We start from the raw sequence: 19,032 nt of genomic DNA on the forward strand, positions 1-19,032 counted from the left end.
CTTGCCGATTGCGCCATCCGCCGAATTAAGCCCGCGTGGACGGGCTCGATCTGGCCATTCTCGCGTTATAACCTTGGGAGACTTTATACGGCTGTAGACAGGCACCGGGTAAGATGTTCCCTCCAGAGGAGCGAGACAGGCCATGGCCATGGTGAAACCGTCGAAGACCCGCATTGGCAACCACACCCTGCACCCGGAAACGCTGATGCTGAACTACGGCTACGATCCGCAATTGTCGGAGGGAGCCGTCAAACCCCCGGTCTTCCTGACCTCGACGTTCGTCTTCAAGACTGCCGAAGATGGCAAGGACTTCTTCGATTTCGTCGCGGGGCGGCGCGAACCGCCGGAGGGGATGGGCGCGGGCCTGGTCTACTCGCGCTTCAATCATCCCAACAGCGAGATCGTGGAGGACAGGCTCGCTGTCTATGAGCGGACCGAGAATTGCGCGCTGTTCTCGTCCGGCATGGCGGCAATTTCGACCACGATCCTGGCGTTCGCGCGGCCCGGCGATGTGATCCTGCATTCTCAACCGCTGTATGGCGGGACGGAAACGCTGTTTGCAAACACGCTTGCGAAGCTCTCCATCGGCGCCGTGGGCTTCGCCGATGGTGTCGACGAGGCCGCGATCAGGCACGCGGCCGAGGAGGCCATGCGCAGCGGCCGCGTCGCGATGATCTTCATCGAAACCCCGGCAAATCCCACCAATGGCCTGGTCGATATCGCGATGATCCGCGGTATCGCCGAGCTGATCGGCCAGGTCCAGGGCTACACCCCGGTCATCGCATGCGACAATACCCTGCTCGGGCCGTTGTTTCAGCGGCCGATCGAGCACGGGGCCGATCTCTCCTTGTACTCGCTGACCAAATATGTCGGAGGCCATTCCGACCTGATCGCCGGCGCTGCACTCGGCTCAAAGGCCATAATGAAGGACGTCAAGGCGTTGCGAGGCGCGATCGGCACCCAACTGGATCCCCATTCCTGCTGGATGATCAGCCGGTCGCTCGAAACCTTAAGCCTGCGGATGGACAAGGCTGACAGAAACGCGCGGCTCGTGGCGGACTACCTCCGCGATCATCCCAAGGTGGAGAGAGTCCACTATCTTGCCCATCACGCCGAGGATTCTCCGGCCGGCCGTCTGTTCGCGAGGCAATGCAGTGGAGCAGGTTCGACGTTTTCTTTCGATATTGTCGGCGGTCAGACCGCTGCATTCAAATTCCTGAACGCCCTGCAGATCCTCAAACTGGCGGTGAGCCTGGGTGGCACCGAGTCGCTGGCCAGCCATCCCGCAACCATGACTCACTCGGGCGTTCCGGCTGACGTCCGTCAAAGGATAGGCGTTCTCGACTCCACGATCCGACTGTCTGTTGGCATCGAGCACCCTTCCGATCTGATCGCGGACATCGCGCAAGCTTTGACCGAGGCATAGGTGCGGCTTGCGCGGGCCCTGATGCTCATCAGGACGATGTCGGCCTCCATCTTCTCGCTGCAGTCCGATGTCTCGATTGCGTACTTCCACGCTTTGCCCTCGTTGCTTTGCTCTCCGCGACCAGGTCAGATGGAGAGGGTGGTCGTGCCGGCGCCGAAATCGAGATGCGTACCGAATGTCTTCGAGAGCATCGCAAACCGGCTAAGGATGCATCGTGCCTGTTCGCCCTCGGCAAGACGCGGGCGGCCCCGGAGATGTCGCCGTTCGCCGAGACCGAGCGAGACGGGATGAATCTCAAGGCCAGACAATCGTCCATCCTTAAAGCGGCAGATTGGAATGACGGTTTCCCAAAAACGACGGTCAGCAGGAAAGCCCTTGCGGTCACAATCGGTACGCTGCCAGTACGCCATCCCCGGTGTGAGCTGCGGATCGACGCGAAAGCGTTCGTAGGAATCGGCGGGCAGGCGCGACACCAGCTCGTTCTGTCCGATGAAATTGCCGAGACTGTAGAAGATCGGGCTGTCCTTGTAGAGCTCCATGCCCCGCAGCAGATGCGGACCGTGACCAACGACCAGGCTGGCGCCTTCGTCGATCATGCGGCGCGCGAACACCGGGACGAACTCGGCCGGACCCTCCTCGTACTCGCCGTATTCGTGGCTATGGATGCTCACCAACACCACATCGCTGAGCTCGCGCGCCTCGCGCACCCACCGCGCAATGCCCTCGACGTCGTCCGATCTGGCGTGCGTGCGGATCGCCGGCCGTTCCGCCGCGCGGAAACGCAAGTCCTTCAATTCGACCAACGCAGGGTCATCCGGCGGAAAGCCGAATCCGAGCTGGATGATCTTCTGGCGCATACGCTCCAGCCCGAGCTGCTCGGCGATCTCTGCAAGCGAAGAAAGCTGCTGTGGCGTGACTTCGTAGACAGTGGTGTGACGCAATGGATTGAGGCCGGGCCGGCCCGGCATATCAGGTCGTTGCGCGCTTGCCTCCTGACCTCTGGCAAAGGTGGTGGAGCATGAGAGCAGGGCGACCGTTCCGTTTGGATGCGTATGGTAGGCCGGACGACGCGCCTCTTCGAGATTGCGTCCGATGCCGGCGTAGCTCAGCCCCCTTTGTTCCAGGGCTTCGATGCCTCGGAGCAGCCCAGAGACGCCATAGTCGAGGGAGTGATTGGTCGCTGCCGCGAATAGATCGAAGCCCGCTTCGGTCAGTTCATCCAGCACCCAGGCGGGCGCGCCAAAATGAGATCCTCCGCTCTCAAGCACTGGATCACCGCCGAAATGATTCGGCACGACCTCGAGATTCGTGAAGGATATGTCGGTGTCACGGATCAGGTCGAATAGCGGACGCAACATCGCGTCTTGTCGCGTCAGTAATCGCCGTTGGAGGATACTGTCTCCGGTCAAGGCAAGGCGCAGCTCGGATCGAGTTGTCATCATGGCCTCCCCCAAATGGAGGAAAAGGTGCAAGAGCGTGGTTCATGGCCATGTTGCGATGTTGGGCGCTACGCAAGTATTTCCGGCTTTCAGATTAATGTTTCAACTGTAACTCAGCTCGAATAGCTGACCTGTGAAGTGGGCTGCACGACCAGTCCCACTCGAATCAGATGAGTGGCTGCTAGAGCTTCGGTTCTGATTTAATCAGAACCGACCATGCTCTACGCCAGTGCCAAGCCGCCATCGACCGCGAGCACCTGGCCCGTCAGCCATTCCGAAGCGGGACCGGCAAGCCGCACGATCCATTCTGCCACGTCGTCCGGAACGCCGCGCCGTCCGAGCGGTATGCGCTCGCGCTCCTGTTCTTTGATGGCTGCAGCCTGCTCCGGGGACAGCCCCATCATGCCGGTCAGAGCACCGGATTCCGTGGGCCCCGCCGCGACCGCATTCACGCGTATGCCGAGTGGCGCAAGCTCCAGCGCCCAGCAGCGGGTCAGGTGCTCCAGAGCAGCCTTGCTGGCTGCATAGTGGGACAGTCCAGCCGCCGGCTTGTGGCCGAACGTGCTTGAGATGTTGACGATCGTGCCCTGTGTTTCCCTCAGGTGAGGGAGAGCCGCAGCGGCGAGCAGACTTGGGCCGAGCACATTGACGGAGAAAATGTCCATGATGCGATCGGCTGTCGTCTCGGCAAGCGGAAGGATGGCGCCGGCGCCCGCGTTATTGATCAAGGCATCGACTCTGCCCCAGGTATCGACCGCCTTGGCGATCGTGCGCCCGGCATCCTCGGCGGAGGCGGCATCAGCCGCCAGGCCAATGATGTTGGCATGCTGGGCGACCGTTTCTTCAATGGGTGCGGAACGGCGACCGGTGACGAGCACCTTGTCACCTTGCCTGGCGAAACGCAGTGCGGCCGCCCGCCCGATGCCCGAGCTGCCGCCCGTCACGATAACCACCTTTTCACTCTGCATGTTCGATCTCCTTCTTACTGTGCAGTCCAGCCGCCATCGACCGGGATCGCGATGGCGTGTCGTCTGGATGAGGATGCCCACCACCTCGCAGTCGATGATCGCGCTCCCAGCACCCGATTGCCTCCTTCCCCGACGCACCAGCCAGGCAGTTGGACATCGACCAAGAGTTCGGTGCGATCAAAGCGGGCATAGACTATCGCGGCCAGTGGCTGCGAAGTGTTGAGCTAGGGCGTGAACTCTTTACGTTATGAGCACGCGCCCTAGTTCGGATTTAAGCCAACAAGCGGTCAGTAGTCCCAGAAGGCCGGTACCCAACGAAACGCGTCGCCGTCCACCGCGACCCGACCGACAGACGGGAATGGCAGGTGAGTGGCCACCAGCATCTCACCGGTCTCAGCCAGCTCCCGCAAAAGACGGACCCGAACGCGCGTCGCCTCCTCGGGGTCGTGCTCGAAACCGTTGTGCCAGTCGGGTTGCTCGAACCCGACCGTAAACACGGCGTCGCCGGCGAACGTCAGCGCGTCGCCGCCGGACGCCAGGCGGACCACGCTGTGCCCGGGGGTGTGGCCGCCGGTGCGGCGGACGACGACGCCCGGCGCCACCTCGTGCTCCTCATCGAACTGCCGCAGCTGGTTGTGGTATTCTTTCGTGAACCGCTTGGCGGCCGACCGAAGCGCGTCCGGGAACCCCGGCGGCATTGCGGTGTGGGAGAAATCGGGCGACTCCCAGAATTTGACCTCGGCGGCCGCCACGTGGATCAGCAGGTCCGGACGCAGCCGGTCCTTCACCCCGTCGACGAGCAGCCCGCCAATGTGGTCCATGTGCATGTGGGTCAGCACCACGTCGGTCACGGACGCAAGATCGATGCCGGCGGCGTCGAGTCGCTTGATCAACTGCCCGGCCCGCGGCAAGTGCAAGTCCGGGTCGCTTCCTAGTCCAGCGTCGATGAGGATGGTTCGATCGCCGCTACGCACCACGACCGCGTTCAGCGCCCAGTCGAAAGCGTCCGGCGGCAGGAACATGTTATTCAGCCAGGCCGCCCGCATGGCCGGGTCGGCATTGTGTCCTAACATTTTGGTGGGCAGCGGTAGTACCCCATCGCTGACCACCAGCACGTCAATCTCGCCGACCTTCAGCGCGTAGCGCGACGGAACCAATTCGTCGGGCTTCGATCTAACGGGGTGCGCGGTCGTGTCTAAGCTCATGTTCGTCTCCTGCTGAGTGTTGCGGATCATCTGGTTCATCTTTGAAAACTCCTGCGTTCGATCTTGGCGCTCGATCCTGGGCGGGGCGTGCTTCCCGCGTGGAAAGCCTGGTTAATGCTGGTGAGGTGTTCAGAGGTCAGTGACACGCTCCGGATCGGCCGACGCCAGCGCAGCGGCGCGCTCGGGCCGCGGCGGATAGATCCAAACAGTGTTGATCTCCTGCTTGGTCTTCTTTGCCGTCTCGCCGACCATCTCGACCTTCCGCTCCCAGCCTCGCGTGAAGAGTGCGCCGGCTTCTCCAAGGTCGAGGCAGGTGACGTAGGCTTTCTGGTGATAGGGTTTGGTTGGAACTCCCAACAGTTCGGCGGCGGCATTGTTGCCGGCAAAGGCGCCCATCCGCGTCGCGTGCTGGCAGGACATCAGCGCGTAGTTGCCGACATCGTCGCATGCAGCCCTGGCGGCGTCGCCCGTCGCAAAAACGCCAGGCACCGACGGCACGCGCAAATCGCGGTCGACAAGCAGGCGGCCGAAATTGTCGCGCTCGGCAGGGATCTGCTGGGTCAACGGGGCGGCGCGAATGCCGGCGGCCCAGATCACGGTTGCGGCTTCGATGTGTTCGCCGTCGGCAAGCGTGACGCCGGATTTGTCCAGCGCCGCGACGCCGGCGCCAAGCCGGGTCTCCACACCGCACTTGCGCAGTGCGTCCTCAATGACGGGGCGGGGACCTGCGCCCATATCCGGGGCGATCGCAGTGTTTCGATCGACGATGATGACGCGGGGCTTGGCTTCCTTGCCGAGGATCGCACGAAGGCGCGTGGGTATCTCCGTGGCCGCCTCGATGCCGGTGAACCCGCCGCCGGCAACGACGACCGTGTCGCGCGCCTTCGATGCCGGCCGATCGGCCAGAGCGTGCAGGTGCCGGTCGAGGGCGATCGCGTCCTCAAGCTGGTCGACGCTGAACCCGTGCTCGGCGAGGCCAGGAACATTCGGACGGAACAACCGGCTGCCGGTGGCCACGACCAACCGATCGTAGGGGAGCGTCTTTCGTGCGCCCTTGGCCGTGACGATCTGCACGGTGCGAGACTTGGTGTCGACGGTCTCGACGCTGCCCTGTACATAGACGACATCGATCGCGTTGAGGACATCCAGGAGAGAAGCCGTCAGAGTCTCCGGCTTGGATTCGTAAAGCCGAGGGCGAACCACCAGCGTCGGCTCTGGTGAAACAAGCGCGATCTCGAGCTGCTCGGGCGAAACGCCCTGGATGTCGCGCAGGCGGGCTGCGGAAAGTGCGGCGTACATGCCGGCAAAGCCGGCGCCAATGATGACAAGTCGCATGTAATCTACTCCTGTGGTTAGATTTTCCCAGACGTACGCGCGCGCCGCCGCCGCTCGTCGTTGGCGGTGAAGCTTCTTGCGATCGATGACGACGCGAAGATGTGAAACGAAGACTGTCCGACCCCCTACGGAGCGGGGCAGTTCAGCGCTGACGACATCGGCATGGGGAACTCACATGCCGGGCGACAGCCCCTCGGACCAATTGGCCAGCCATGATAAGAGGCAATCGGCTGAGCGATCCCCGGAGGCCAGTTCTTGTAGAGGACTTGGGCGCTATCGTTGATCATGATGGAAGTCATGGCATTGGCGCCTTGAGCGGCCGGTGCCGGAGCTTCAACTTCTTCGCCCGCTGCTGAAGTGAAGCGAACGGTTAATGAAAGCCCGTATACGAGTGCGGTCGCGATGACTCTGCGTCGTCGTGTGATTGCAAGGGAGCTGCCGAAATTCGTCCAGGTCATCGTTTGTCTCCGTCCGTTTGTAGGCGTGGGCACCGTGATGATGTAACGAACTCGATCTGCGACTGCCCCAGAGCGATTGACGTACCTGCAGAGCGATTGCTGCTAACGCACGCGTCGTCGCCAATCGCTCGGGGTTTCGCCGGTCAGCTTCTTGAACGCCGCAGCGAAGGCCGTCTGGGAGGCATAGCCAAGCGCCGCGGCGACCGACACGACAGATGCGTCGGTGTCGCGCAGCATGTTCATGGCCTGCTCGAGCCGGTACTGGCGCAGCCAGGCATGAGGCGAAAGCCCTGTGCTTTCCTTGAAGGCGCGGCAGAAATGGAAGCGTGACAGGCCGGCGTCCGAGGCAAGCGCAGCGAGAGAAACGTCCGCGTCGCTGTCCGAGCGCAAGCGTTCGATGGCACGAAGCAGGACCTTCGGCGACAGCCCACCCATGGTCGGCTGGAACGTGGTCAGCGAGCCGGTGTGCGCAACCAGGAGGCGCGTGGCGAGGAGCTCCGTCAGCTGATGCCTGAACAGCGTATCCAGAGCCCCATTTCCCTCCAGGACATCGGCTGCGCTCAAGAGCAATCGGGATGTAATGGGGTCGGGATGCGCCGTTCGCTCCAGCAGCTCGGTCGATGCGGCGGTGTCGGCTTCGTCGGCAACGCGCTTCAGCGTTGCGTGAGGAAGATAAAGCTGAACGACATCAACAGGCTTCGGAATATCCCATCGGGAGCTTGATCCTTCCGGAATGATTATCACAACCCCGGGACGAAACGTCCCAATCGCAACCGATCTTCCCGACCGCCGCTCCATGCGCTGTATCGAGCCGTTGTAAGCCATGACGACGTGGTGGCTCATGGGTTCGACGACGTCGTGTAGTGGTTCATGTTTCCAGTAGGCAATCCCGGCACCGGAGTGGTCCAATGCCATGCGAGATGGTTCGGTCCTGAGCACACGGGCCATTTCCACATCGGCAGGACGCCCATCGGCAATTGGCGCGTTGTTTTGGCGCGCCTCGGCTGCGCCTGGCGGATCCTCCTGCAAAGGATCGCGCAAGATCGGCTTATTCATGGGCGTATGCTCGAATTCCGAAGGCCATGCGCTCATCCGGTGCAAGCCTATAGTGGGCCAATGAGGCGTGGAGCCGGTGCCTCTCGTGTGCTTCCAATGATGTTGGAAAATGCGGCATAAGGGTATCTTGTAGCGAGTCTAGTCGCGCAGGTTCAGCGGATAGACTGACCTGTACTTTGGGATAGTAGGCGGGACATGCGCTACCGCTATCGCACAGACGATCGCGCAAGTGAAGCGAGGGTCCGTTAAATAGGCTGATGCGTTTGGCGCGTGAAGTCGACAACACCAGAATCGGTCCCGGCAACCGTTGGCGCTGGAAGCGTGAAGCGAAAATGCGCGCCGCCATTCGCACGATTTGAACCCGAAATGCTGCCGCCGTGCGCAGTGATGATCGACTGGCAAATGGCGAGGCCGATGCCAATTCCTGCATCCTTAGTGCTGAAGAAGCTGTCGAAAATATGTTTCAGGTCCGCTTCCGCAATCCCTGGTCCATTGTCAAAAACGGAAAAGACAACCGAACCTTCTTCATCGATCGAAGTCTCGATATCGATCCGACGCGTCGGTTGTCCCGACTGCGTAATCGCCTGGACGCTGTTGACCAGCAGATTGATGATCACCTGCTGCAACTGTATCCGATCGCCCATCACGCGCGGGAGCCCGGGGCGAAATGTTGTTGAAAGGGTAATCAACTTCGACTCGATGTCATGCCGGATGAACAGGAGAGCCTCTTCAATGATCTCATTGAGCTCGATGAGGCGCTTCTCGGATTCTTGCTTCGCTGCCATGCCTCGTATGCGGTGAATGATCTCACTCGCACGACGAGCGTTCGATACGATTCTGGAAGTGAGCTCCGTCACTTTTTCCGTATTTTGATTGGGGCGCGCCAGCCACCTCAGATTCGTCTCACCGTTCATAACGATTGCGGCAAGCGGCTGATTGATCTCATGCGCGATCGAGGTCGCCAGTTCACCGAGCGTTGCGATGCGTCCGGCATGCGTGAAGTCAGCCTGCAATTTTCGTAGCTGCTTCTCTGCATTCAATCGTTCACTGATGTCCTGCATGGTTACGAAGGTTGTGTCCAATTGCTCGGGCGGCCTCGGATATGTGACCGTGAACAAGACATCGATCATTGTTCCGTCGAAGGTGAGAATCCTGGTTTCCTCGATGAAATTCCGCCGGCCTTCGAAGTGTGCAGCCATGACCCGCTTGGCGAGCCCAGGGGCGGCGGCAAAAAGGTACTGAATGGGCTTTAAGAGATCGGCGGGATTGTTGGCGCGAAACAGCGATACGGCGTCCCGATTCACTTCCGTCACATGCACAACATGGCCGGCGTGCCTGACAAGGTCCCGGTTCTGGTCAAGGTAGGCTGCGATATCGCGTACGCCGCTTGCCTTCAACTGGTCAAAGATCGCGGTCATGCGACGGGAATCAACCTGCCATAGCGCAGTCGGCAGATATTGGATCAGATTGCGGTATCTCTCCTCGCTCGCCCGCAGTTCACAGGATGCGCAATCGGTCGATCCGGACGTTGCTCCTGCTTTCCGTCCGAATTCAACGATGTCCATGACTGCATCTCCTCTCAATCAACGTTAGAGGAGGGACCTACCCACCTCAGAGCGGACTGCAGATGACTAAGAAGCGCTGCACCGCTTACGGGCTTGGTCAGATATGCATGGGCGCCGCCACCTATCGCGCGCAGCCGCGTCGTCGGATTCGTGTCGGCGGTAACGATGATGACCGGCATCGAGGAGCCGATGCTCCGCAGCCGCTGCAGCAGGTCGAGCCCGCTGTGGCCGGGCATGCTCACATCGGTAATGAGGCAATCGAACCTGCCTGGGACGTATTCCGCCATGAAAGCCTCCGCTCGATCGAAAGTGCGACACGGTAGATCCAGCACAAGGAGATCGGAAAGGGCCTCTCGGACAGCTTCGTCGTCATCTACGATCGCGACTAGGGGCGCTTTGGACAAACGGATGTCTCTCGCTAGAATGGCCACCCCTCATCTGGCGCTATTGCTGGCCCGATCGTAACCATCCTTTGGTCTAGGCTGACCTCTCCTGTCGAACCTGCGCAGGTAACAGTTCCCAGATGCGAATGAGCTGACCAATAGATGTGGCCTGCATTTTCCGTGTCACGTTGCCGCGGTGCAGCTTGACCGTGATCTCGCTGATGCCCAGATCGAACGCGATCTGTTTGTTCAGGCGCCCCCTTACCACTTCGCGCAGGACTTCGCGCTCGCGCGGCGTCAGCTTTGCGTAGCGGTCGACGTGTTGTTTGACGAGCCGGGCCGCGGCTCTTTGCGAAACATCTTTGTCGATTGCAGCCGCGACCGCGTCAAGGAGCGTCTGGTCCCTCACGGGCTTTGTCAGGAAGTCAACGGCTCCCGCTTTCATCGCCTGGACCGTCATTGCAATGTCGCCATGGCCGGTGAGGAAGATGATCGGCCTCCTATTACCGTTCGAGGTGAGATGCTGTTGGAGATCCAGGCCGCTTGCCCCCGGCATGCGAACATCGAGGATCAGACAACCGGGCCGCTCCGGAAGGTCGGCATGCAACAGTTCTTGCGTCGATCCAAAGCAGCATGCATCGATTCCCACCGACAGCAGCAATTCTCGGAGCGCGGAGCGGATGTCCTCGTCATCGTCTACGATCAAGACAAGCGGGCGGTCTGTATGGTCGGCAGGTGTATTCATGGGAGCGCGGGCTAAGCGTGGTAAGGCAAAGGAGTCGGCGAGTGCAGTCATCCCAACCATTGCGTTGCCTCCTTATCGCTTCTGCTCGCTGGTCTGTCGCCGCTTTGTGGGTCTTGAGTGTTCGGTGCGTGTTTTAAGCTCCGTAAATGTCCGGTGTCTTTCCTAAAGCGGTCATGTCTTGTCCGAACCTGCTCCAAGCGTGTCGTTGCGACAGACCGCTTGGACTTGTGATCAAGATGACTGAACGACGCAGTAAGCGCACCCCGCATGCGACCAAAGTCGTAGCCAAGCATGGCGACCACCGCGGCTTGTCGAGCGAGTTCGCGGGTAGAAGAGATCAAGCGTGATTTCAACGCGCGGTTGAAGGCGTCATCCGCCTTTTCGTAAACGCACGTTAGGATCGAGCAGCGATTGTTTGACTGGCTAAGCGAAATATTTTTCCGACCGGTCCGTGACGGCGAATCAGGTTGAAATCGCTCTGGAATTCATTTTTGCCGTAGTCGGTCTGGATGCTGTCAGAACAGCTACGCATTCGCCCGGCGAGCGTGGACAGCCGCTCACTGATCCCCGATAATGGAACTGCGACCCGTGGGACGACAGCCTGCCGGTCCAATTCCACCGATGGGTATACCGATATGGCACAAGCGGGCGTCTACGGACGGAGGCTCGGGCGGCGCTTGCAGTTGAAGGATGCGCCTTCGCTGATCACGCGTTCACTGCGTAGCGCCGAGCTTGCGGTCACCGAGACGCGGAACGATGATCCCGTGGAGGGTCTCTCTGGCTCGTTTCCCTCCGAGGATGCCTATCTCGTCAGCCTCAAATTTCGCGATTACCCGGACTGCGAGTGCTGGGAGCGCGGTCGATGCGTCATCAAGACGGATGTCCATGGCGGCGCAACCTATCTCTACGACTTGAAGCGCGATCCGCGCTACGTGATCGACAAGCCGTTCCACTCCATTTTTTTCTATCTGCCGCGCTCGGCGCTCGACGATATCGCCAGACAGGCCGGCGCATCACGCGTTGGCGAGCTTGCCTATGAGCCCGGCATCGGCCATGACGACGCGGTCATCCGTCACCTCGGTGCGTCGTTCCTGGAAGGACTGCGTCGCCCGGACGAGACCAACCAGCTTTTTGTCGATCACATGCTGCTTGCGCTCACCGCGCATGTCGCCCAGACCTATGGCGGACTGAAGCGCGCCACCGAACCGACCCGCGGTGGTCTGGCCCCGTGGCAGGAAAAGCGCGCCTGCGAGAGGCTCGAATCCGACCTCGCCGGAAAGACTTCATTGGAACAAGTCGCGGCTGAGTTCGGCCTCTCTGTCAGCCATTTTTCACGCGCGTTTCGGATCTCCACCGGCCTGCCGCCGCACCAGTGGCTGCTTCGCCAGCGCGTGAAGGCGGCCAAGCAGTTGATGACCGTGCGCGACTTGCCACTGTCCGAGATTGCGATATCGGCCGGCTTTGCCAATCAAAGCCACTTCACGCGGGTGTTTTCGACCGTGGTCGGCGTCAGCCCGGGAGCGTGGCGCCGCGAACAGGTCGGCGCCGCGGAAAGCGAAACGTGATTCGGCTTTTCGCTTGACGCGTTTTCTTCACGCGAACCGGTTCCCACTGCTTGAAGACGCTCTGTGCTTGTCCGATCAGCGACGCTTCGCCAGTGAGATCGTGTAGGCGGCGTGGCGCGCCGCAAAGACCTCGTCCGGCGGGTGACCGATACCTTCGGCGAGATTTGCTGGATCGAAGATGGACGCGTCGCACGCATCGTTCGCTTCAACACCGGTGATGACGATCGTGCCCAGCCGCACGGCTTCGCGATTGTCCTCATCCGGCCACCGGATGGTCACGTCCATGGTGGGGTCGCCGGGACGGTCGAGCAGCGCCATCACGTTGAATCGGACATCGCCTGCAGCGATCCGCTTTTCGAGATCCTCGTGCAGGAAGTCGGCAGACTTTATTCTAGCCTCGTTCTCGGTCAGCTTGACGTCGCCGCCGACCGGAACGACCTTGAACTTGATGAACCGGGTCTCGCCTTTCGAATTCGTTGCGGGGAAGGCGTGCACTCCCCAATAGGTCGTGCCGGCAAAACTCCCGGGCAGCGGACGCGCGGCGAGGTAGCTTGCCTGATGCAGCGTTTCGGGGTTGGCGGCGGAGAATGCTTTGACTTTCGCCGCATCAGGCTTGCCTTCCGGTCCCGGAATGCGCGCCTTGAGGAAAGCCAGCATCTGGTCGAGCGTCCTCGCAAAATGCACCGGAGCGTTTTGCATGAGAATGTGCGAGCGATGGCGATCGTCGCCGAGCTTGAAGCTGAAGCCACGCGGCACGAGATTGTTGGTATCTGTCACCTTGGGATTGCCGCCGCCCATCGAGAAGCGCGCCAATACGCGCGATGGCCTTGTGAAACTCCGGGATTTCGTAATCTCCTCCGCCCAATCCGAGGGGACGTAGGTGCCACGCACGCATCGGCCCTTGGCAAAGCTCGCGCGCACTCTTGGCGGATCACCAGCCACCGCTTTCAGCACGTCGACGATGGACGCGGGCGTGGCGGCGCCGGTTGGGAACCGGGACATGGCGGAACCTTGGCTTGAGTGATGAGTCCGGGTTCTAGGCTGGGTAGAGGTTCGGTGTCTTTCCTAAAGCGGTCGTGCCTTGCCCGATCCTGCTGCTAGTCGCCATCGCTTTCGTGATGGCGGGTTCGCGGCGGCATCCCACCGTCCGGTTAATTCACCCTAGACCAGGAGATTAGAAACACGGGCCCCTCGTAGGATGGCGCGAACGACGCCACGCGACGCATCCTTATGGCGTCAAGCAAAGTGGAGAGGACGATGCTCATCGGCGAGCGACGACAGGGAGAGAGACGTACTCGATTGCGGCGTCGGGAGAGGAGTCTTTCGTCCACCCCAACGGCGATGATCTTTGCCGGCTGTATCGACAAAGGTCGAAATCCTTTGCCTGCGCGGTCCGATGCGATGGACGAGGGCGAGCTGGCCTATGCCGTCCGCCGTGCGACGGAAGCGGAGGAGTGCGTTTCTGACGAGAGGCTCTTAAGGCGCGTTGCCGAGGGCGACAAAGCCGCAATGCACATTATGTTCGCTCGTCACCGCGTAAGAGTGTTTCGCTTCATCCACGGCATCGTGCGTAATGCGGCGATTGCGGACGACCTGGTCAGCCAAGTGTTCCTTGACGTTTGGCGCTCCGCAAACAAGTTCGAGGGGCGCGCGCGAGTGTCGACATGGCTATTCTCGATTGCCCGTTTCAAGGCATGGGGTGCGCTGCGAGCACGGACAGATGAGACCATTGATCAAGAGGATCTGGCTGGAATCGTCGATGATGCAGACACGCCGGACGTAGCGCTTGATCGCAAGCAAACCAATGCCATCCTGCGCGCATGCATAGACAGGCTCTCTCCAGTTCAACGCGAAATCATCGACCTGGTCTACTATCACGAAAGATCGGTCGCTGAAGTGAGCGAGATTGTCGGCATTTTCCTATGCCACCGTGAAAAGCCGGATGTTTTACGCGCGCAAGCACCTTGCAAAAATGCTTGTGAACGCCGGGTTCGAGGCAGCAGCCGTCTGAACAAATACCTGCGAGAGAAGAAAGCTCGTCTTGCGGGTTACATCTGTAACACGATAGGCCAGTCTCGAAATCATTTCGTATCGCGCTCCCCATAGCGTCCGTTGACGTCTAGTTCATCGATTTTTGGGGCGATACAGGATGTTCGAATTGATCGAGCCCGCGATGTCGATCGTCATCGCGGGATTGCTGGCTTGGTCAAGCGTTCGTAGCTGGCGATCGAAAAATCCAATCTTCAAATGGGGCGGGACGGGTCTTGCGGCTTTGGCGTCCGTCATTGCCGTCTCGATCAGCGTGCTGCTCACGCTCGGGCTGTTCAAGCTGCACGCGCGCAGCGCGCCGAGCGTCGACTTGAAGGTTGTGGGGACCGCGGAGCAGATTCGGCGCGGCCGGGCCATCTCGGACAGCTTTTGCAGCGGCTGCCACACCAGGACCGACACGCTCACCGGCGGTATGGACGTCGGCAAGGAAATCTCCTTGCCGATCGGTTCGTTCGTAGCCTCCAACCTCACACCGGCTGGACAACTACCCCGATGGTCGGACGGCGATATTTTCCGCGCCATTCGCAACGCGGTCGATCCCGACGGTCGTTGGCTGGTCATCATGTCCTACACCAACGCCGGAAAGCTGAGTGACGAGGACACCAAAGCCGTGATCGCCTATATCCGCAGTCTGCCCGCTGCAGGAGAAAAGACGATAAGTCCGCCCGATCGTCTCAGCCCTCTGGGCATCGCGATGCTGGGCGCCGGCATGCTGCCAACGGGAAAGCCGGTCTCGACAGAACTTGTCACCGCGCCACCAAAAGGTCCCACCTCGCAATACGGCGGATATCTCGTCTCCTATCAGGATTGCCGCGAATGCCATGGCAAAGATCTCACCGGCGGCAAACCCGGTCAGCTCGCGCCGCTAGGGCCCGACCTCAATGTCGTGAAAGGCTGGAAATTGGAGGGATTCGTCACCACCATGCGGACTGGCGTCGATCCGAATGGTCACACCCTCGGCAATCAGATGCCGTGGCAGCCGCTCGGCAGGATGGAAGATGAAGACCTTCGTGCCATCTATGAGTATCTGACGCATCTGCCGGCAGCCTGAGCGACACGGTCCGGCGCTCGCATCCCGGCATCGCTCGCGTCCCGTATGAAGGCTAGTTCTTCGGAGTTGAGTCTGCGCCCAACAATTCGCCGGTCTTCCGGCTGAGAAAATGCAGTCGCGTGCAGGCGGGGCAGCTTACCGCCGTGAATTCGTTCTGATTGGTATCATCGTCCTCATCCAGGCTGTGCTGAACGTTGAGGCGGGTATTGGGGCAGACGAAGATGAAGTGTCTCATCCGTTCTTTGTCGAAGATCTGCAATCCGAGGATTTGATCTAGCGCAAGGTTTTGGCCGCGGAGGCGGAATGCCCCCACGGCGCATCAAGTTTTTCCGCTGCAGTTCGCCCCATAGTAGGCGCCCTGACAAGTCTCGGAATCCCCGCAGTTGATCGGGATCAACCCGCCTTTCGCGCCGTTCAGCAAACTAGCTAATATCGGAGGTAAATCATGGCCAAACTCAAGATTCCGCACGACGCCATCGTATTCGTGGGCGATGGACGGAAGGCGCTGTTCCTGCGCAACGAAGGCGACGAGAAGTTCCCCAATCTCAAGACCGAGCAAGTCTTCGAAGACCTAAATCCCGCGACCCATGAGCAGGGCAGCGAGCGGCCGGGACGCGTCAGCAAACCGGATTCGGGTCAGCGAAGCGCGGTTGAGACGGCGGACTGGCATGATCTCCAGGAGCAGCGGTTCACAAGGCAGGTTGCGGCCGCCGCCGAGCAGATCATTCGCAGCGGCAAGGCAAAGGCCCTCGTTGTCGTCGCCCCGCCGCGAACCCTGGCCGAGCTTCGAGCTGCCTTTCATCCCGACGTGAAACGGCATATCCTGGCCGAGTTCGATAAGGATCTCACGAGGCACCCTGTTGGCGAGATCGAAAGACATCTGGTTGGGACGATCCGCGGGTGATACTCGCTGACTGTGGCGCCAACGATCTATTCTGGTGCGGCCGCGGGAGGAAGTTATGTCCTCTGTCCCTCGAAAGCGACGTGGCGAACCCGCCGATCAAGCCGATGAGGCGCCCGGCTTGATCGATCAGGATCAGGTTGACGTCGAGCGCGACGAGCCGCTCGGCGAGAATGAGCCGGTCGAACGCGATCCGCGCGAAGCGCCGGACTCTCCGTCGTTCAAGGAGTAACGGACGTCGCAGCGCCGCTGCCGTCAGCTTGTCACCCGGTTAGTCCTGCTCGAGCGCTCGTCTCAGCTTCCGGATGATCACTCCGCGCGCACGATCGTCGGCAGCGGCTTCTACGCGTGCATTGATGTCGAGGATCAGCTTTGACATGTCTTTGTGCCAATCGAGGTTCACAACGGCTTCGGGCGCAAGCCTGCGTCGCTGGCCGACGTCAATTGACGTGGGCGCCGCGGTCGAAAGCCGTCGTGATCCAGCGCAATTTTCCGAAAATTCCGTCAGGCTCTGGCGCCGCCGGGCCCCGCGCCGAGCAAGGACCCGTGCTGCAATTTCAAATCAGGTCACCGTCCGTGCCGGTTTGCGCGAGATCAACGCGAGATCTTCCAGGCTGGCTCAGCTAGCGCACGATAAAGAGGGAGCTATGCGGATGCCGCGCTTCATTGCCCGATTTTACAAACATGTGCTCGGAGAGAACGGTCAGGTCGGCGAGATCTGCCAATGCACGGTAGACCTGGACGTCCCGAACGACGCCAAGGCATTGGAAGTTGCCAAGCAGAAATTCAGCGAAATGCATGGGGTCCACGATTGGACCCTGCACGCCGACCGGCTTGAGGTGAAGCCGGCCGATTTTCCGTCGTAAAGGATGCAAGGTTCGGACGGCATCCCTCGGCTGGCCGTCATTCCGGGGCGTGTGAAGTACGCGAAGCCGAAATCCATTTCACCACCTGCACAGGCGGCGAATGGATTCCGGGCCTGCACATCCCGGAATGACGTTTGTATTTAGCTAAGGCTCGTTACGGACAGGGATGACGATAGCCGTCGGTACCGAGATAGGTACCCGAGGCGGGGTCATAGGAGCGGAAGCGTTGCGCGCAGTAGGCTTGGGCGTTTGCTGCTTGGGCCTGGCTGGATGCGATCGCACCGCCGATGATGGCGCCGGCGGCGAGTCCGCCAAGCACGGCAGCGCCGGTTCCGTATCCACGGCCATACCCGCGCCGGTAACCGTAGTGGCGATAACCGGGACCACCATGCCAACGGCGGTATTGCACCTGCTGTGCCGCAGGCTCTTGCACCATCGGGGACGGCATCATGGGCGCAGCCCGAACAGGTAGGGACGCCGATATCGTCAGCGCAGTGGCGGCGGCCATCAAGAAAATCCCACGCATGTTCACGGCTTGCTCCTTTTCTTGTTACGTTGGGAACACAACGGCGATGTAGCCGAAGGGTTCCCCGGGGTTCCCACCCGACGTCCGAAGAGTCGGCGATGGGCCAGTTCCCAGTACAGGATTCCGGCCCTGCGGTCATCCACAAGATCGGCCTGCCGGTTTGACGTCGACTAGAAACGGCCTCGAGTTCGGTTGAGGTCGCTGCAACTCACGCGAGAGTGGGAAGAACGCCGACGCGCCTCTGCCGTGTGACCTGCTTCGGATTCGGATTAGGCCGGAAAACGCCGATATTTGCCGAAACTTTCGGGGATGGATGTTCATCCCAGCGAGCGGCGGAAGAGGCCGGAAGGCTCGCCCTCGCGGAGTTTCTTGTTGCCGTCGCTTCCCAGCAGAAGCGAGGGTGAGACGAGCGAGGCGGCGAGCTTGCTTTTGTCCAACTGAATCTAGTCGCCGTCGCTTGCAGCTTCCGTCCGCGGAAAGCCTGTGCCCGGAAGAAAGACCATGATCGGCCGGATCTCGTACACCGCCGTCGGATTGACCCGACGCAGGTCGCGCGCGGCTTCGATCGCGGCGTCCTCGCTGGCGCAGTCGACGACGTAAAAGCCGAGCAGTTGCTCCTTGGTCTCGGCAAAGGGGCCATCGATCACGACCCCTGCGCCCGGACCGCGCAGGGTGCGTGCTTTCCCGGTCTCGCCGAGCCGCGCCGCTGGCCCGAGGCGGCCTTGCTTGGTCAAGCGGTCATGGACCTTGTGCAGGTCGACCATCAGCGCGGCATCTTCCTCCGGCGTCCAGGACATGACCTCCGTTTCGACATGATAGGCGAGGATGGCGTAGAGCATCGGTACCTCTCGTTGCTGGATGGCAGACAAAGGACGTCTGGGGAAAGCTGAATCCGACAAATTGTCGCGGCAAGCGCGGGCGACCGGTCAACCGCTTCTGCGCCGCGACCGGCGCTTCATGGCCGCCTTCTTCATGGCCGCCTTCAATGTCGTTCCGTGCACGTGAAGCACGACGCAATATTTGGATATCATCGTTGGAGTAACCGCCATGGTTAGAGTGAAAGACTTGAGGAAGTTCGACCCTGCCGAATACCTGGTGACGCCAGAGGCTCAGGCGGAATACATCGCCGCCGTCCTGGAGGACGGAAGCCCCGATGAAATCCGCGAGGCAATCAAGACTGTGGCCCGCGCGCGAGGCATGGCGGAAATCGCGAAAGCGGCGGGGATCACGCGCGAGGGTCTTTACAAGGCGCTGGGCGACAGCGGGAACCCCGAGTTCAGTACCGTGCTGTCCATCATGCGAGCCATGGGCATGAAACTGACGGCCAGTGCCGCCACCAAGAAGCGGCCGCCACGCAAGCGCGCGAATGCCGCGTAGCTCAGAACGAAATATCGTCATTATCTGGCGGTGGCTATGTCGGGGCTGCGTCTGGCGCTCCTATCGCTGTTGGCGAGGCGCGTCATCATCGTATCCGCCGCCCGCGCGCTGGTTATC

The 19,032-nt window shown here is 60.9% G+C and carries 19 protein-coding genes and 2 pseudogenes; 9 read left to right on the top strand and 12 right to left on the bottom strand.

All coding sequences use genetic code 11. The features are described from left to right. The first annotated feature begins 142 nt into the window (after window positions 1–142). The gene (locus J6497_RS21530) at window positions 143–1,426 is read left to right on the top strand and encodes a cystathionine gamma-synthase family protein (protein ID WP_376708252.1); all 1,284 of its coding nucleotides are present in this window, start codon (window positions 143–145) and stop codon (window positions 1,424–1,426) included. A 125-nt stretch (window positions 1,427–1,551) separates the two neighbouring features. On the opposite strand, the gene J6497_RS21535 is transcribed toward J6497_RS21530, so the two are convergent. The 8 genes from J6497_RS21535 to J6497_RS21570 all read right to left on the bottom strand — a co-directional run bounded on the left by J6497_RS21535 (window position 1,552) and on the right by J6497_RS21570 (window position 10,631). Continuing rightward, entirely contained in the window at window positions 1,552–2,868 is a 1,317-nt protein-coding gene (locus J6497_RS21535; protein WP_312010345.1) for a CapA family protein, read from the bottom strand. Window positions 2,869–3,086: 218 nt separating this feature from the next. Beyond that, window positions 3,087–3,914: an SDR family NAD(P)-dependent oxidoreductase gene (locus J6497_RS21540; protein ID WP_225706284.1), complete on the bottom strand. Its 828-nt coding sequence runs from the start codon at window positions 3,912–3,914 to the stop codon at window positions 3,087–3,089. A gap of 206 nt (window positions 3,915–4,120) precedes the next feature. Beyond that, window positions 4,121–5,077, bottom strand: a complete 957-nt coding sequence (locus tag J6497_RS21545; RefSeq protein WP_225706285.1) for an MBL fold metallo-hydrolase — start codon at window positions 5,075–5,077, stop codon at window positions 4,121–4,123. Window positions 5,078–5,167: 90 nt separating this feature from the next. Further along, window positions 5,168–6,373: an NAD(P)/FAD-dependent oxidoreductase gene (locus J6497_RS21550; protein ID WP_225706286.1), complete on the bottom strand. Its 1,206-nt coding sequence runs from the start codon at window positions 6,371–6,373 to the stop codon at window positions 5,168–5,170. Between the two features lie 560 nt (window positions 6,374–6,933). Next, on the bottom strand, window positions 6,934–7,887 hold the full coding sequence (locus J6497_RS21555; RefSeq protein ID WP_225706287.1) for a helix-turn-helix domain-containing protein: 954 nt from the start codon (window positions 7,885–7,887) through the stop codon (window positions 6,934–6,936). A 245-nt stretch (window positions 7,888–8,132) separates the two neighbouring features. Further along, on the bottom strand, window positions 8,133–9,452 hold the full coding sequence (locus J6497_RS21560; protein WP_225706288.1) for a sensor histidine kinase: 1,320 nt from the start codon (window positions 9,450–9,452) through the stop codon (window positions 8,133–8,135). A gap of 14 nt (window positions 9,453–9,466) precedes the next feature. Beyond that, entirely contained in the window at window positions 9,467–9,883 is a 417-nt protein-coding gene (locus J6497_RS21565) for a response regulator transcription factor (RefSeq protein ID WP_225706289.1), read from the bottom strand. A gap of 46 nt (window positions 9,884–9,929) precedes the next feature. Then, window positions 9,930–10,631: a response regulator transcription factor gene (locus J6497_RS21570; RefSeq protein ID WP_376708253.1), complete on the bottom strand. Its 702-nt coding sequence runs from the start codon at window positions 10,629–10,631 to the stop codon at window positions 9,930–9,932. Window positions 10,632–11,215: 584 nt separating this feature from the next. Here J6497_RS21570 and J6497_RS21575 point away from each other — a divergent pair. After that, complete coding sequence (locus J6497_RS21575) at window positions 11,216–12,145, top strand: helix-turn-helix domain-containing protein (protein WP_225706290.1); 930 nt, start codon at window positions 11,216–11,218, stop codon at window positions 12,143–12,145. A gap of 75 nt (window positions 12,146–12,220) precedes the next feature. On the opposite strand, the gene J6497_RS21580 is transcribed toward J6497_RS21575, so the two are convergent. Next, on the bottom strand, window positions 12,221–13,147 hold the full coding sequence (locus tag J6497_RS21580; protein WP_225706291.1) for a catalase family peroxidase: 927 nt from the start codon (window positions 13,145–13,147) through the stop codon (window positions 12,221–12,223). Between the two features lie 399 nt (window positions 13,148–13,546). On the opposite strand from J6497_RS21580, the pseudogene J6497_RS21585 reads away from it, so the two are divergent. From J6497_RS21585 to J6497_RS21605, 5 genes and pseudogenes are all read left to right on the top strand, one after another. Further along, window positions 13,547–14,156 (top strand): annotated as a pseudogene (locus tag J6497_RS21585) (sigma-70 family RNA polymerase sigma factor). Between the two features lie 138 nt (window positions 14,157–14,294). Then, the gene (locus tag J6497_RS21590) at window positions 14,295–15,245 is read left to right on the top strand and encodes a c-type cytochrome (protein ID WP_225706292.1); all 951 of its coding nucleotides are present in this window, start codon (window positions 14,295–14,297) and stop codon (window positions 15,243–15,245) included. 109 nt (window positions 15,246–15,354) lie between these two features. Next, window positions 15,355–15,522, top strand: a complete 168-nt coding sequence (locus J6497_RS21595; protein WP_225706293.1) for a hypothetical protein — start codon at window positions 15,355–15,357, stop codon at window positions 15,520–15,522. Between the two features lie 168 nt (window positions 15,523–15,690). Beyond that, complete coding sequence (locus tag J6497_RS21600) at window positions 15,691–16,149, top strand: host attachment protein (protein WP_225706294.1); 459 nt, start codon at window positions 15,691–15,693, stop codon at window positions 16,147–16,149. A 55-nt stretch (window positions 16,150–16,204) separates the two neighbouring features. Then, window positions 16,205–16,378: a hypothetical protein gene (locus J6497_RS21605; RefSeq protein WP_225706295.1), complete on the top strand. Its 174-nt coding sequence runs from the start codon at window positions 16,205–16,207 to the stop codon at window positions 16,376–16,378. 39 nt (window positions 16,379–16,417) lie between these two features. Here J6497_RS21605 and J6497_RS21610 read toward each other — a convergent pair. Beyond that, a pseudogene (locus J6497_RS21610) lies at window positions 16,418–16,615 on the bottom strand (MBL fold metallo-hydrolase); the annotation flags it as partial. Between the two features lie 184 nt (window positions 16,616–16,799). Here J6497_RS21610 and J6497_RS21615 point away from each other — a divergent pair. Next, window positions 16,800–17,012, top strand: a complete 213-nt coding sequence (locus J6497_RS21615) for a hypothetical protein (protein WP_225706296.1) — start codon at window positions 16,800–16,802, stop codon at window positions 17,010–17,012. A 154-nt stretch (window positions 17,013–17,166) separates the two neighbouring features. On the opposite strand, the gene J6497_RS21620 is transcribed toward J6497_RS21615, so the two are convergent. Next, a complete protein-coding gene (locus tag J6497_RS21620; RefSeq protein ID WP_225706297.1) occupies window positions 17,167–17,538 on the bottom strand; it encodes a BA14K family protein in 372 nt (123 codons plus the stop codon). Between the two features lie 443 nt (window positions 17,539–17,981). After that, the gene (locus J6497_RS21625) at window positions 17,982–18,377 is read right to left on the bottom strand and encodes a YciI family protein (protein ID WP_225706298.1); all 396 of its coding nucleotides are present in this window, start codon (window positions 18,375–18,377) and stop codon (window positions 17,982–17,984) included. Between the two features lie 217 nt (window positions 18,378–18,594). Between J6497_RS21625 and J6497_RS21630 the strand changes: the two genes are divergently transcribed. Next, window positions 18,595–18,915, top strand: a complete 321-nt coding sequence (locus J6497_RS21630) for an addiction module antidote protein (protein WP_376708254.1) — start codon at window positions 18,595–18,597, stop codon at window positions 18,913–18,915. Window positions 18,916–19,032 lie beyond the last annotated feature (117 nt).

The sequence above is a fragment of the Bradyrhizobium cenepequi genome (genome assembly GCF_020329485.1).
Classification (GTDB): domain Bacteria; phylum Pseudomonadota; class Alphaproteobacteria; order Rhizobiales; family Xanthobacteraceae; genus Bradyrhizobium; species Bradyrhizobium cenepequi.

Bases quoted from the DNA above. Each gene is read 5' to 3' on its own strand.
- J6497_RS21530 (WP_376708252.1), top strand. From the start codon at position 143: ATGGCCATGGTGAAACCGTCGAAGACCCGCATTGGCAACCACACCCTG.
- J6497_RS21535 (WP_312010345.1), bottom strand. From the start codon at position 2,868: ATGATGACAACTCGATCCGAGCTGCGCCTTGCCTTGACCGGAGACAGT.
- J6497_RS21545 (WP_225706285.1), bottom strand. From the start codon at position 5,077: ATGAACCAGATGATCCGCAACACTCAGCAGGAGACGAACATGAGCTTA.
- J6497_RS21550 (WP_225706286.1), bottom strand. From the start codon at position 6,373: ATGCGACTTGTCATCATTGGCGCCGGCTTTGCCGGCATGTACGCCGCA.
- J6497_RS21555 (WP_225706287.1), bottom strand. From the start codon at position 7,887: ATGAATAAGCCGATCTTGCGCGATCCTTTGCAGGAGGATCCGCCAGGC.
- J6497_RS21560 (WP_225706288.1), bottom strand. From the start codon at position 9,452: ATGGACATCGTTGAATTCGGACGGAAAGCAGGAGCAACGTCCGGATCG.
- J6497_RS21570 (WP_376708253.1), bottom strand. From the start codon at position 10,631: ATGACTGCACTCGCCGACTCCTTTGCCTTACCACGCTTAGCCCGCGCT.
- J6497_RS21575 (WP_225706290.1), top strand. From the start codon at position 11,216: ATGGCACAAGCGGGCGTCTACGGACGGAGGCTCGGGCGGCGCTTGCAG.
- J6497_RS21580 (WP_225706291.1), bottom strand. From the start codon at position 13,147: ATGTCCCGGTTCCCAACCGGCGCCGCCACGCCCGCGTCCATCGTCGAC.
- J6497_RS21590 (WP_225706292.1), top strand. From the start codon at position 14,295: ATGTTCGAATTGATCGAGCCCGCGATGTCGATCGTCATCGCGGGATTG.
- J6497_RS21595 (WP_225706293.1), top strand. From the start codon at position 15,355: ATGCAGTCGCGTGCAGGCGGGGCAGCTTACCGCCGTGAATTCGTTCTG.
- J6497_RS21600 (WP_225706294.1), top strand. From the start codon at position 15,691: ATGGCCAAACTCAAGATTCCGCACGACGCCATCGTATTCGTGGGCGAT.
- J6497_RS21605 (WP_225706295.1), top strand. From the start codon at position 16,205: ATGTCCTCTGTCCCTCGAAAGCGACGTGGCGAACCCGCCGATCAAGCC.
- J6497_RS21615 (WP_225706296.1), top strand. From the start codon at position 16,800: ATGCCGCGCTTCATTGCCCGATTTTACAAACATGTGCTCGGAGAGAAC.
- J6497_RS21620 (WP_225706297.1), bottom strand. From the start codon at position 17,538: ATGCGTGGGATTTTCTTGATGGCCGCCGCCACTGCGCTGACGATATCG.
- J6497_RS21625 (WP_225706298.1), bottom strand. From the start codon at position 18,377: ATGCTCTACGCCATCCTCGCCTATCATGTCGAAACGGAGGTCATGTCC.